The organism is Pandoraea sputorum, assembly GCF_000814845.2.
Taxonomy (GTDB): Bacteria; Pseudomonadota; Gammaproteobacteria; order Burkholderiales; family Burkholderiaceae; genus Pandoraea; species Pandoraea sputorum.
This window is the reverse complement of sequence record NZ_CP010431.2, coordinates 1,781,502-1,793,906: the sequence shown is the minus strand read 5'-3', so window position 1 is coordinate 1,793,906 and position 12,405 is coordinate 1,781,502. Positions and strand designations below refer to the sequence as shown.

The following is a 12,405-nucleotide window of genomic DNA, read 5'->3' as shown; positions in this document are numbered from 1 at the left end:
TCCCCCCAGATTCAGGCGCTCAAAAATCCCAGATCACAGGCACCCAACGGTAGGCATCCCCATTGCGCGCAATGCGGCCGAGCGAAGGGAACGGCAGGTGGGCCGCCACCAGCAGGCCACGGTTCTGCGCGAGTTCTTCGAAGAGGCCAATGCGAACACGCGTGGACTCTTCGGGATCGTGTTCGAAGCCGTTTTGCCACTCGGGATGATCGAAGCCGACCGGGAACATGGCGTCCCCTGCGAACGTCAGCCGCTCATCCCCGAGACGAGATCGACCACGCTGTGCCCCGGCGTATGGCCGCCCGTGATGCGAACGGTCACACCCGGCGCGACCTCGCGCGAATGCTCGAACGTCTGCAACTGCTCGCGATACGCGTTGTAGAAAGCGGTCGCCGTCGTACGGAGTACGGGCGGGACCGGCGCAGGCATGACGGTGTGCGAGAAATCGGGCGACGTCCAGAAAGCGACTTCCGTCTCCGACACGTGGATACGAACGTCCGGACGCAGACGCGACCTGACCTCGGGGACCAGCAGGCCGCCCACGTGATCCATGTGCATGTGGGTCACGATAATGTCCGTGATCGATTCCAGCGAGATGCCAGCGGCCTGGAGTCGCTGCGGGAACAGGCCTGCACGCGGGAAGCCTGGAAACTGACCACCCAACCCGGCGTCGATGAGAATGGTCTGGCTGCCACTACGAACCGCCATCACATTGAGCGGCCAGTCGAAGGCGTCCGGCGGCATGCACATGTCGTCGAGCCACGCAGCCAGATCGGACGGCGCAACGTTGGTGGCCATCGTCGCAGTCGGCAACGGCAGCACGCCGTCGCTGATCACCATCGCTTCGATGTCGCCGATGCGCAGCGCGTAACGGGAGGGCACCAGGTCGACGGGTCTGTCTTCGCTGGCGAACAAAGTGTTGTCTGTCGCGGTCATCGTGAATCTCCTCAAGCGCGGCCGGTTGTCGGCCGGATTCTGGGGGGTATGTGCGGGGATGAAATGCCGTGAAGCGACTGCATCGTAGGTGCCGTCCCACGATGGCGGTAGATAGCCGGGAGGAAGCGCGTTGTTGTGCTTCATGCACCAATGCACACGCGATACACGGCACGGCGCAGATGTCGACGTCGCTCCCGACGCGAGCCGAATTGTTGCCGCGCAGGCAACACCGTGCGTCCTTGTCGAGGGACATGCGGTGGGGCAAAATGAACCGCCCGAAGCCTTGCCACTGGCACTTTCCCTCTCCCTCATGACCGCCCTTGCTTCCGACGCTGGCTCCGACCACAACCCGCTGTTGGTTTTCGAACACCATCGCCCCCGCCTGTACGCGATCGCCTACCGCATGCTGGGCGCTGTAGCCGAGGCCGAAGACGTGGTGCAGGAAGCATGGCTACGCTGGAACGGCACCGAGCGCGCGACCATCGAGACGCCGGAAGCGTGGCTCGTGACCATCACGACGCGTCTGTCGATTGACCGCCTACGCGCCGCGAAGGCGGAGCGTGAGCATTACACCGGCGTCTGGCTGCCAGAGCCGATGCTGATGTCCGCCCCGGCGACGCCTGAGCAAGCACACGAGTTGGCCGACGATGTCTCGGTGGCTTTCCTGTACATGCTCGAACGCCTCTCGCCCGATGCCCGCGCAGCCTTCCTGATGCGTGACGTGTTCGACGCCGACTATGAGGACATCGCGCAGACACTCGGCAAGACACCGGCGGCAGTGCGTCAACTCGTGCGTCGTGCAAGGCAGCAACTGCGCGACGGCACGCCCCGCGAGGCAGTGCCACGCGCCACCCTGCACCGTCTGCTGCTCGCATTTTCCGACGCCATGCAACGCAGCGACTTCCACGGCTTGCACGCGCTGCTCAGCGACGATGCCGAGCTCGTGGGCGACGGCGGCGGCAAGGTCAACGCCTTTCGCAGTCTGGTCGGTGGCAAACGTCTGGCGCAACTTTTCTACGCGGGCACGCTCCGGTTTCGTGACTCGATGCGTACCGACGTGGTCCAGATCAACGGGCAATGGGCGCTGCTACGCTTCATCGACGGCGAGCTGGAGTCCGCGCAGTCGTTTGAGACCGACGGTGAACGTCTCACGCGCATCTTGGTGCAACGCAATCCCGACAAGCTCGAACGCATCGCCGCCGCCATCGGGAAGCGGTAGTGCACTGATGCACTGAAACAAGCGCACCGGCTTTGGTGCGCAACAGGCAACATGGCGATCCCCTGCGCGGTGCTACCGGCGCACGGCATGCCCTCATACGATAAGGATTCCCCCTTGCCGAGGACAAGCCATGTTGAAGATCACGAAACGCGCCACGCGCACCCAACTGGCGACAAGCGCCTTAACGCTTGCCGTCACCGGTGCCTTCCTTGGACCGGTCGCGAACGCAGCGCCGCCGCAGCCCGTCGTGTCGGAACTGATGGAAAAAGCCTTGCCGGACATTCCCGGCAAAGACGCGCTGATGCTGATCGTCGACTACCCGCCCGGTGCGCAGGACCCGGTGCATCGCCACAACGCCTATGGCTTCGTGTATGTACTCGAAGGCAGTATCGTCATGCAAGTCAGAGGCGGTAAGGAAGTCACGCTCACGGCCGGTCAGACGTTCTATGAAGGCCCCGAAGACGTTCACACGGTCGGGCGCAACGCCAGCAAGACGAAACCCGCCAGATTTCTGGTCACGCTCATCAAGCAACAAGGCGCCCCGGCGTTGATTCCGGTCAAATGACCCCGGTGCGCTGAACCGCGGCACGCTGCCCAAACCGCCCACGCTTCACCGTGCGCCCTGCCCGGTGCGCTTCAAAGTTGGCCTTTCCCCTGGAAGGTCAGCTTTTTTTGCATTCGATGTCACAGAACGTATCGCCGGGCCGTCTTATCAGCAGGCACAACCAACGGCGGCCCAGTGACCATGTCGACACATTCATCAGCACTCTCGATCTCCCAGAGTCCCAAGCGGGCAGACTCGCTGGCCGACAGTTTCGCGACAAGTTATGCGGGCGTCGTGGCGTTCATCGCCGTGGTGGCCGAAGGCAACTTTGCCAAGGCGGGCGACCGGCTGGGCATCGGCCGCTCGGCGGTCAGTCGCAGTGTGCAGAAGCTCGAGGACCAGCTCGGCACGCGCCTCTTTGTCCGCACGACGCGCAACACGTCGCTCAGCGCCGAAGGCAAGCGCTTCTACGAGCAGTGTCATCCGGGTGTACAGCGGATCGTGCAGGCGATGGACGACATGCGCGAGTTGCGAGAAGGTCCGCCTTCGGGACAACTGCGCGTGTGCTCGACCGTGGACTTCGGACGCAAGATTCTGGCGCCGCTGCTGGGCGGATTTCGCGAAGCCAATCCGAACATCTCCATCGAACTGGTACTCGATGACAGCCCGACCGACTTCACCACCGATGGTATCGACGTGTCGTTTCGTAACGGCCGGATGGAAGACAGCCGGGTCATCGCGAGGAAGGTCATCCCGATGCAGATGGTGCTGTGTGCGTCTGCCGACTATGCGGCGAAACACGGGCTTCCGCAGAACGTCGACGAGATCGCCGATCACCGGGGGGTGAATTTCCGCCTGGCGTCGGGTCGGGTGTCGGAATGGGAGTTCAGGGTCGACGGGCGGTCGCGCAAGGTTTTGCCGAATGCCATGCTGACCTTCAACGACGAAGACCTCGTGCTGCAATCGGTGCTCGACGCTCAGGGCATCGCGCAAATGGCCGCCTACCAGGTGGGCGATCACCTGCGCAACGGCCGTCTCGTTGCCTGCTTGCCGCAATATGCGCCGGAGGACCGGGGTCACTTCGTGTGTTTTCTGAGCCGACAACATTTGCCAGCGCGCATTCGCGTATTTATCGACTACATGACGGAGCAGATCCGCGCGATGGACCTGCATGTCTTGCACGAGGACCTGCAGGTGAATCAGGCGCACGCCGCATAGGCAGGTGCGGATATTCGACGGGCGTACGCACGACGGCCGCCCCCTCTCGTGCATTGGACTTTGAGGGGGACGACCACAAATGACCGCTCAGCTGAAGTTGGCCTTGTCCAGCCCGTAAGCCTTGTCGGCCGAGCCGGGAACGGTGCGGAAGCCCACGTTGAGGCGATTCCAGCCGTTGATGGCCATGATGGCGAAACTGAGGTCCGAGATTTCCTTCTCCGACAGTTCGCCGCGCACTCGTTCGTAGATTTCGTCGGACACACCGTGCGCGCCGAGCGTGGTGAGCGCTTCGGTCCAGGCGAGACAGGCACGCTCGCGTGCCGAGAACAAGGTCGATTCGCGCCAGATCGCGACGTGATGCAGACGCAGTTCGCCCTCGCCGCGGATCTTCGCTTCCTTGACGTGCATGTCGAGGCAGAAGCCGCACCCGTTGATTTGCGAGGCACGGATTTCAACAAGGCTCAGGATCGACGACTCGATGGCGCTCGACTTGAGCAGCATGCCGAATTCGACGAACTTCTTGAAGAGTTCCGGGGATTGGGCAAAGGCGTTCAGACGTTGGCTCATGGTGACTTCCTCATTGGGTTGGCGCGCCCCGTCATCCGTTGACGGGATTTACGCATACGTGAACAACATCTCCATCGTAGGTCCATGCGAGTAACGTCAGAAGCCCCCAGGCGGGGACTATTGTGTTGCCTCGATGACAACAATGTCTCACGGCGAGTGCGATCCGTGCGCGTCGCTCGTGTCGTTCACATCGTTCATATTGCTCATCCGTTCAGCCGTCGCAACAAGCCAGTCGAACACTTGCGTCACGACCGGCGAGCGCGTCGCCCCGGCGACACGCGAAATCCACCACGTATGCCCCGCGATCTTCGGATAACCGGCAAGTATGCGCAAGCGCCCCTGCCGCAGACATTCGTCCGCGACCAGACGCGATACGCAGGCGACGCCACGACCACGCAGTGCGGCGTCGAGCAGCAGGCGCTCGTCGTCGTAAATCGCGTGCTTATGAAAGGCGGCCAGCTGATTGCGGAACAGCGAAGCCGTGGCGTCGCGCGTGAAGCTCTCCTCAAGACAGATCAGCGATGTCATCTCTGCGTGCTTCTCAGGCGGGCTGCCGGACAACTGCTCTGCCAATGCCTCGCTGGCGACAATCACCCACTCGTCTCGCAACAGCGGCATCTCCAGCAGTCCCGCCTGCTGCAGCGGCCGGTCACCGATCACGATATCGATGTCGGTCTCGTCGATGAAACGCGCGGATTCATCCGTCGACAACATCGGGCATAACGATGGAACTTGCGCGAGCAGGTCGTCGACGCGCGGGCTCAGCCAGCCGTGCAGCACTTCTGCCGGGGCGGCAATCACGACCAGCCCGGGATCGAGATAGGTCGAGATGCGGCCCAATCCGCTGCGCAGCGTGTCGATCGAGCGTTGCACGGTGCGCTGCAATACCTCGCCAGCAACGGTCAATTCGACGCCGCGTCCGACCCGCCGGAACAGCGGCTGCCCCACCTCCTCCTCCAACTGCTGCACCTGATGGCTGATCGCAGACTGGCTGACATGCAGTTCGTCTGCCGCACGCGAGAAATTTCCGTGACGCGCCGCCGCCTCGAAACCCATGAGCAACTTGAGTGACGGAATTCGCTGGCGATTCATCGAATCCTCGCAAGATATGAGAAAAGTTGATTAATAGTAGCAAAACATCTCGTTTTTCTTTATCGGTAATGCACCTCAAACTGCGTGCACTGCCTGACACGCCGACGCACCCGCGGTCACCCGATGGCGAAATCGTGCGAATCATCATCAAGAGAATTGGGAAATGCCGACACGGCGAGGTTTCATGAAGCAGGGATTACTGACGTCCGGCGCCGCGATGCTGGCCGGGGCGTTTGGCGTCGGTCTGATGCGCCACGCGAGTGCCGCCAGCGGTGCCGAGTGGGTCATGCCGGACGAGGGTGAGCGTCACGCCGCCACATGGATGGCGTTCGGGCCAAGCGAGGACGTTTGGGGTCGTCGTCTGCAACGCGGAGCGCGTGAGGGGCTTGCACGCATTGCGCAGGCCATCGGGAGCTTCGAGCGCGTCAATATGCTGGTTCGCGGAGAAGATTACGACGTGGCCGAGCGCATGTGCGGCAGCAAGGTGAACCTGATCGTGCAGCCCATCGACGATCTGTGGATGCGTGATACCGGCCCCGTTTTCGTCCGTTCCCGCAGCGGTGCAAAGGCGGCCGTCGACTTCAACTTCAATGGCTGGGGTGGCAAGCAGTCTTGCGACGACGATGCAGAAGTTGCCGCTTTCGTCGCCGAAAAAACGGGGGCGCGAGTGCTCGCCACACGTCTGGTGCTGGAGGGCGGTGGCATCGAGGTCGACGGCGACGGTACGGCCATCATGACGGAGAGTTGTGTGCTCAACCGGAACCGCAATCCGGGGGTCGGCAAGGCGGCGTGCGAGGCTGAGCTGATGAGACTTCTGGGGCTGCGCAGGATCGTCTGGTTGCCGGGGATCGCGGGCAAGGACATTACCGACGGGCACACCGATTTCTACGCGCGCTTCGCACGGCCCGGTGTTGTGATTGCGCACCTGGATAACGATACGTCGTCTTACGATCACGCGGTGACGATGCGCCATCTCGATATTCTGCGTCAGACGACGGACGCCTCGGGGCGCAAACTACAAGTGGTTGTGCTTCCCGGCCCGAACAGCGTTCGCGGCACTTATGAGGCCGATGAATTTGCGGCCGGTTACGTCAACTTTTACGTGTGCAACGGCGCTGTCATCGCCCCGCAGTTCGGCGATCGTCAGACGGACAACAGCACGCGGGACAAGCTACGCGATCTCTTCCCGAAACGGGAGATCGTGCAACTCGATATCGATGGCATTGCCGGTGGCGGTGGCGGCATTCACTGCACGACGCAACAGCAACCGGCTTGAGCGTCAGGCCGTATTTATTCGGACACCAATCGTTCTGACAACAAAAAAGGGCCAGCAGACTTTCATCTGCTGGCCCTATTCCTGGTAGGCCGTGCTGGGTTCGAACCAGCGACCAAGGGATTATGAGTCCCCTGCTCTAACCGCTGAGCTAACGGCCCTAAACTACCGGCGCTCGCTCAGCAGCAATCAATTGCCTTCGAGGAACGACTTGAGCTTGTCGGAACGGCTCGGGTGACGCAGCTTGCGCAGCGCCTTGGCTTCGATCTGACGAATACGCTCACGCGTCACGTCGAACTGCTTGCCCACTTCCTCGAGCGTATGGTCCGTGCTCATCTCGATACCGAATCGCATACGCAGCACCTTGGCTTCACGCGGCGTCAGCGAATCGAGCACGTCCTTCACGACGTCGCGCATACTACCATGCAATGCGGCGTCGGCAGGTGCGACCGTGCCGGTATCTTCAATGAAATCGCCCAAATGCGAATCGTCGTCGTCACCGATCGGCGTTTCCATGGAGATCGGTTCCTTCGCGATCTTCATGATTTTGCGGATCTTGTCCTCCGGCATTTCCATCTTTTCGGCCAGCGTCGCCGGATCCGGCTCGACACCGGTTTCCTGCAGAATCTGACGCGAAATCCGGTTCATCTTGTTGATCGTTTCGATCATGTGCACCGGAATACGGATGGTACGTGCCTGGTCCGCGATCGAACGCGTGATGGCCTGACGGATCCACCACGTCGCGTACGTCGAGAACTTGTAACCACGACGGTATTCGAACTTGTCCACCGCCTTCATCAGGCCGATGTTGCCTTCCTGAATCAGATCCAGGAACTGCAGACCACGGTTCGTGTACTTCTTCGCAATCGAAATCACCAGACGCAAGTTCGCTTCGGTCATCTCGCGCTTTGCCTTACGGGCACGGCGCTCGCCTTCCGACATCTTGCGATTGACGTCCTTCAACTCGGTCAGCGGCAACACCACGCGCGCTTGCAGGTCGATCAGCTTCTGCTGCAATTCCTGAACGGCCGGCACGTTACGCTCAACCACCGAGCTGTACGCCTTGTTGTCGGCCACGACCGTGTAGATCCAGTCGAGATTGGTTTCGTTGCCCGGGAAACGCGACACGAAATCCGCACGCGGCATGCCGCACTTGTCGACCACGATGTTCAGGATCGCACGCTCGATGTTGCGCACTTCGTCCACCTGCGAACGCAGCGTGTCGCACAGACGCTCGACCGTACGCGCCGTGAAGCGGATCGTCATCAGTTCAGCCTGGATCGACTCGCCAGCCTTCACGTACGGCTTCGACTGGTAGCCTTCCTTCTCGAACGCACGTCGCATTTTGCCGAACCAGTCGGCGATCACGGCGAACTTGGCGAGCGAGTCACGCTTGAGCTGCTCGACCTGCGCTGCCGAAGCTGCGCCGCCGTTGCTGCTATCCTCTTCCTCGTCGCCTTCTTCCTCTTCCTCTTCTTCCTCTTCTTCTTCCGCATCAGCGTCGAAGTCTTCGTCGTCAGAGGCTGCGGCGGCCGCATTGGCTTCCGCATTCGGATCGATCAGGCCGTCGACCACTTCGTCGATACGCATTTCTTCGCGCTCGACCTTCTCGGCCATCGCCAGGATCTCGGCAATCGTCGTCGGGCATGCGGAGATGGCCTGCACCATGTGCTTCAGGCCTTCTTCGATGCGCTTGGCGATCTCGATTTCCCCTTCACGCGTCAGCAGCTCGACCGTACCCATTTCGCGCATGTACATACGCACCGGGTCGGTCGTGCGGCCGAACTCCGAATCGACCGTCGAGAGGGCCGCTTCCGCTTGCTCCTCAACTTCGTCGTCCGTCGCAGCGTTCGGGGCATTGTCGTTGAGCAGTAGCGTCTCGGCATCGGGTGCCTGCTCATAGACAGCCACGCCCATGTCGTTAAACGTTGCGATCACGCCTTCCAGCGCGTCGCCTTCGACCACATCGTCGGGGAGGTGGTCATTGATCTCTGCAAAGGTCAGGAAGCCTCGTTCCTTGCCCAGCTTGATCAGTGTCCGCAGCTTGCCACGACGTTCCTCAAGTTCCTCGGCCGTACCGGGCTGGTGCGAGGAAAATGCGTCCTTGAGCAGTGCTTTCTCTTTTGCCCGGCGATCACGCGCCTTCTGCTTTTCCACTTTGGTCTGATCTTCGTTCACGGGTTGATCATTAGTATTCGCTGCGACGTTCTGCTCCCCCGGGGCGGCGGTCTTCGCGGCTCTGCCGCGTGCTTTGGTCGGGACGACCGGCTCGACTGCTGCCGGCGTAACCTCCACCACTGCCTCCGGTTTGCTGGAAGCCCCGGTCTTGCGTGGGGCTTTCGTCGCAGGTGTACTGCGGCCCGCCGGGCTCGAAGCCTTGGCGGTAGTTGCGCTCTTCGCGCTTTTTTCAGCGGGTTGTCGGGCCTGCGGTTTCCCGCCTGCCGTCGCCTTCGCGGCCGTTGCCGGCTTGGTCGCCTTGACCGCCTTCGCGGTCTTGGCGGGCGGCTCGGACTTCACCGTCGGCCTGGCTGCCTTGGCAGCCCCCACCGTCGCGGCGGTCGCACTCTTGCGCTTGGTGACATCGGTCACCTTCGCAGCTGTATTGCCGGTTGCCTTCGTGGCACCGGCAGCTGCCTTAGTTTGCGTAGTACGTTTCGCCGAACTTGCCTGGCTGGCTGTTTTCTTCGTGGCTTGCGACGCCGCACCGGCTTTTGCTGCAACGCCAGCTTTCGCAGAACGAGACGCCCCCTTCCCACCTGATGCCGCCGCCGCACTGGTCGCGCGTTTAGCCGTCGGTGAAGGGATAACCGTCTTTTTTCCGCTGGTCGTTGTCATCTTTGCCATAGCGATCTCGCTTGCCAGAAAACAGCCCACTGAAAACCTTTAATTATAGCACGCGGGCATACCTCAACTTCGCGCGCCTCCTGTGCTGGCCGTAGCCAGCCACCGCTTCAATTCGTCACGTTCCCGTGACAGCGCCTGAGCGTGGCGCAATTCATCGGGCGTCAACGACGCCCGCTTGAAAATCGTCTCCAATTCTTCGCACAGCCGGTCGTACTGCAAACGCCGGATGGCACTACGCAACTCGGTGAGGCGCAAGGCGATTTGCTCTTCGCGACGCTCGACCTGCGCCTCATCGGCCGGATCAAACAACATCAGATCCCGCGCATTTTCTTCAAATGCCAGAATTTCGCGGATGATGTCGTCGAAACTGGCCCAGTTCGGCGAAATCCGCAGCCGATCCGACATATAGCGGAAATCGGCCTGCGCACCCATTTCGCGGCACAGCGTCAGCACTTCCGAGAAAATCTCGCCGTGCTGCCCCATCTCCCGCAAAATCTTGGTCTCTTCTTCGGTTAATTCGTTTCCCAGCGCCGGGAACATCAGCAAGTTCTGTAACGCCCGATGCTCGGTGCCGACCACGCGACGCTTCTCGCGCTTGGCCGGCGCTTTGTCCCACGTGTTCTGACGGCGCGCAGCGCCGATGTGCAACTCGCAAAGCTCCGCGACTTCCTCGACCGAACTGCCCACGCGCTCGGCGAGCGCATGAATGATCTGGCCACGCAGCGCGTTAGCGGGCATCTGCTGCAACAGCGGTTTTGCCTCGAACAACGCACGCGCCCGCCCTTCTGGCTGGTGCATTTCCTTGCCTGCCGTCACTTCACCGATCAGGAACTGCGACATCGGCATGGCGCGCGAGACTTCGTCGGCAAACGCTTGCGTGCCGTGCTCGCGCACATAGCTGTCCGGATCGTGCTCGCTCGGCAAAAACAGAAACTTGAAACTCCGGTTGTCGTCGGCGTGTGGCAGGCAAGCTTCAAGCGCACGACGCGCCGCCCGGCGCCCCGCCGCATCGCCATCGAAGCTGAACACCACCGTTTCGGTCTGGCGCAGCAGCTTCTGCACATGCATCGGCGTGCAAGCCGTACCGAGCGTCGCGACCGCCTGCGGAAAGCCCAACTGAGCCAGCGCCACGACATCCATATAGCCTTCGACCACCAGCACGTAACCCGCGTCGCGAATGCCGATGCGCGCCTCGAACAACCCGTATAGCTCGCTGCCCTTGCTAAAGAGCGGTGTCTCGGGAGAGTTCAGATACTTGGGCTCGCCCTTGTCCAGCACGCGTCCGCCGAAGGCGATGACCTGCCCTTTCGTATTGCGGATCGGAAACATGATCCGGTCGCGAAAACGGTCGTAGCGTCGCTTCGTGCTGCCCGGCTCACCCTTCTCGCTTTCGATGACAAGACCGGCGTCAAGCAACTGGTCGTCGCGATAATTCTCGAACGCAGCTTCCAGGTTCTGCCAGGCTTCCGGGGCGTAACCGAGCCCGAAATGCGCTGCAATTTCACCCGTCAATCCGCGTCGCTTCAAATATTCGATGGCCACCGGCGCGCCGCGCAGCTGCTTGCGGTAGTAGTCGCAAGCGCGCGTCATGACGTCGACGAGGCCGAGAGTCTGCGCGCGTTGCGCAGCCGGTGCCGGTGCGCCCGGCAGCGGCGCTTCTCGCGGCACGTCCAGCCCGACGTTGCGGGCCAACTCTTCCACGGCTTCGACAAATCCGAGCCCGGCATGCTCCATGAGGAAGCTGATCGCGCTGCCGTGCGCGCCACACCCGAAGCAGTGATAGAACTGCTTGGTGGGACTTACCGTAAATGAGGGCGACTTCTCGTTATGAAAGGGGCACAGCCCCATGAAGTTCGCCCCGCCCTTCTTCAACTGCACGTAACGACCCACCACCTCGACAATATCGACGCGGTTGAGCAAGTCCTGCAAAAACGACTGGGGAATCACTGGATCGGTGCCATCGCAACGCGGTGCCACACCGTCACAAAGCGACAGCGCCTCACCGCACTACCGGATTACGCAGCCAACGCCGCCTTCACTTGCGCGGACACGGCGGTCATGTCGGCACGGCCCGCCAACAGACCCTTGAGCACGCCCATCACCTTACCCATGTCCTGCGGGCCGACTGCGCCCGTTTGCGCCACGGCCGCTTTCACCGCCTGAGCAACTTCGTCTGCCGAGAGTTGCTGCGGCATGTAGACCATGAGTACTTCGACTTCGGCGGCTTCCTTATCGGCCAGATCGGCGCGGCCAGCGGCCTGGAACTGACTGATGGAATCTTTGCGTTGTTTGATCAGTTTGTCGACGATGGCAACGGTGGCCGCGTCATCGAGGGTGATGCGCTCGTCGACTTCCTTTTGTTTGATTGCCGCAAGCAGCAGGCGGATGGTCCCCAGTTTGTCGGCGGCCTTGGCACGCATGGCCGTCTTCATGTCTTCGTTAATGCGTTCTTTCAGACTCATGAGCAGGGATTCCGGAATTCGATTACGTTTCAGTGTAGTGCATGCCGCCCCAAAGAAAAGGACGGCGACGGTGTGACACGCACCGCCCTGCGCCGCTGCCGGTGCACTGGCGCAGCGTTCAACGGGGGCACAAAGCACAAAAACCCGCTTGCGGAAACGATCACACGTGCGATCACAAGCGGGCTCGCCGGAAACTTAGACCGCCCGGACACAGGCATGATTCAATGCCCCGTGTCGCTGGCGTATCGGA

The 12,405-nt window shown here is 61.6% G+C and carries 10 protein-coding genes, 1 tRNA gene and 1 pseudogene; 5 read left to right on the top strand and 7 right to left on the bottom strand.

All coding sequences use genetic code 11. The features are described 5' to 3' along the window. Positions 1-19: 19 nt before the first annotated feature. A pseudogene (locus NA29_RS08030) lies at positions 20-936 on the bottom strand (MBL fold metallo-hydrolase). 310 nt (positions 937-1,246) lie between these two features. Here NA29_RS08030 and NA29_RS08025 point away from each other — a divergent pair. The 3 genes from NA29_RS08025 to NA29_RS08015 all read left to right on the top strand — a co-directional run bounded on the left by NA29_RS08025 (position 1,247) and on the right by NA29_RS08015 (position 3,917). After that, positions 1,247-2,155 (top strand): RNA polymerase sigma-70 factor, encoded by a 909-nt coding sequence (locus NA29_RS08025; protein ID WP_052252620.1) that lies wholly within the window; start codon positions 1,247-1,249, stop codon positions 2,153-2,155. Between the two features lie 130 nt (positions 2,156-2,285). Continuing rightward, positions 2,286-2,720 (top strand): cupin domain-containing protein, encoded by a 435-nt coding sequence (locus NA29_RS08020; protein WP_039397365.1) that lies wholly within the window; start codon positions 2,286-2,288, stop codon positions 2,718-2,720. Between the two features lie 180 nt (positions 2,721-2,900). After that, positions 2,901-3,917: a LysR family transcriptional regulator gene (locus NA29_RS08015; RefSeq protein ID WP_039397363.1), complete on the top strand. Its 1,017-nt coding sequence runs from the start codon at positions 2,901-2,903 to the stop codon at positions 3,915-3,917. Between the two features lie 87 nt (positions 3,918-4,004). Here the strand turns inward: NA29_RS08015 and NA29_RS08010 are convergent, their stop codons facing one another. Continuing rightward, positions 4,005-4,484, bottom strand: coding sequence for a carboxymuconolactone decarboxylase family protein (locus NA29_RS08010; RefSeq protein ID WP_039397361.1), 480 nt, complete (start codon positions 4,482-4,484; stop codon positions 4,005-4,007). A gap of 147 nt (positions 4,485-4,631) precedes the next feature. Further along, positions 4,632-5,576: a LysR family transcriptional regulator gene (locus NA29_RS08005; RefSeq protein WP_052252619.1), complete on the bottom strand. Its 945-nt coding sequence runs from the start codon at positions 5,574-5,576 to the stop codon at positions 4,632-4,634. A gap of 163 nt (positions 5,577-5,739) precedes the next feature. Here NA29_RS08005 and NA29_RS08000 point away from each other — a divergent pair, with 163 nt between their 5' ends. Further along, the gene (locus NA29_RS08000) at positions 5,740-6,852 is read left to right on the top strand and encodes an agmatine deiminase family protein (protein ID WP_039397359.1); all 1,113 of its coding nucleotides are present in this window, start codon (positions 5,740-5,742) and stop codon (positions 6,850-6,852) included. An 82-nt stretch (positions 6,853-6,934) separates the two neighbouring features. Here NA29_RS08000 and NA29_RS07995 read toward each other — a convergent pair. After that, positions 6,935-7,010: transfer RNA gene (locus NA29_RS07995), tRNA-Ile, on the bottom strand. A gap of 28 nt (positions 7,011-7,038) precedes the next feature. Next, positions 7,039-9,144 (bottom strand): RNA polymerase sigma factor RpoD, encoded by a 2,106-nt coding sequence (gene rpoD / locus NA29_RS07990; protein ID WP_039402733.1) that lies wholly within the window; start codon positions 9,142-9,144, stop codon positions 7,039-7,041. Positions 9,145-9,157: 13 nt separating this feature from the next. On the opposite strand from rpoD, the gene NA29_RS26630 reads away from it, so the two are divergent. Then, the gene (locus tag NA29_RS26630; protein ID WP_039397357.1) at positions 9,158-9,736 is read left to right on the top strand and encodes a hypothetical protein; all 579 of its coding nucleotides are present in this window, start codon (positions 9,158-9,160) and stop codon (positions 9,734-9,736) included. Positions 9,737-9,756: 20 nt separating this feature from the next. Here the strand turns inward: NA29_RS26630 and dnaG are convergent, their stop codons facing one another. Further along, on the bottom strand, positions 9,757-11,640 hold the full coding sequence (dnaG, locus tag NA29_RS07985; RefSeq protein ID WP_039397355.1) for a DNA primase: 1,884 nt from the start codon (positions 11,638-11,640) through the stop codon (positions 9,757-9,759). Between the two features lie 68 nt (positions 11,641-11,708). Further along, a complete protein-coding gene (locus NA29_RS07980) occupies positions 11,709-12,155 on the bottom strand; it encodes a GatB/YqeY domain-containing protein (protein ID WP_039397353.1) in 447 nt (148 codons plus the stop codon). Positions 12,156-12,405 lie beyond the last annotated feature (250 nt).

Bases quoted from the DNA above. Each gene is read 5' to 3' on its own strand.
- NA29_RS08010 (WP_039397361.1), bottom strand. From the start codon at position 4,484: ATGAGCCAACGTCTGAACGCCTTTGCCCAATCCCCGGAACTCTTCAAG.
- NA29_RS08020 (WP_039397365.1), top strand. From the start codon at position 2,286: ATGTTGAAGATCACGAAACGCGCCACGCGCACCCAACTGGCGACAAGC.
- NA29_RS08005 (WP_052252619.1), bottom strand. From the start codon at position 5,576: ATGAATCGCCAGCGAATTCCGTCACTCAAGTTGCTCATGGGTTTCGAG.
- NA29_RS08015 (WP_039397363.1), top strand. From the start codon at position 2,901: ATGTCGACACATTCATCAGCACTCTCGATCTCCCAGAGTCCCAAGCGG.
- NA29_RS08000 (WP_039397359.1), top strand. From the start codon at position 5,740: ATGCCGACACGGCGAGGTTTCATGAAGCAGGGATTACTGACGTCCGGC.
- NA29_RS08025 (WP_052252620.1), top strand. From the start codon at position 1,247: ATGACCGCCCTTGCTTCCGACGCTGGCTCCGACCACAACCCGCTGTTG.
- NA29_RS07980 (WP_039397353.1), bottom strand. From the start codon at position 12,155: ATGAGTCTGAAAGAACGCATTAACGAAGACATGAAGACGGCCATGCGT.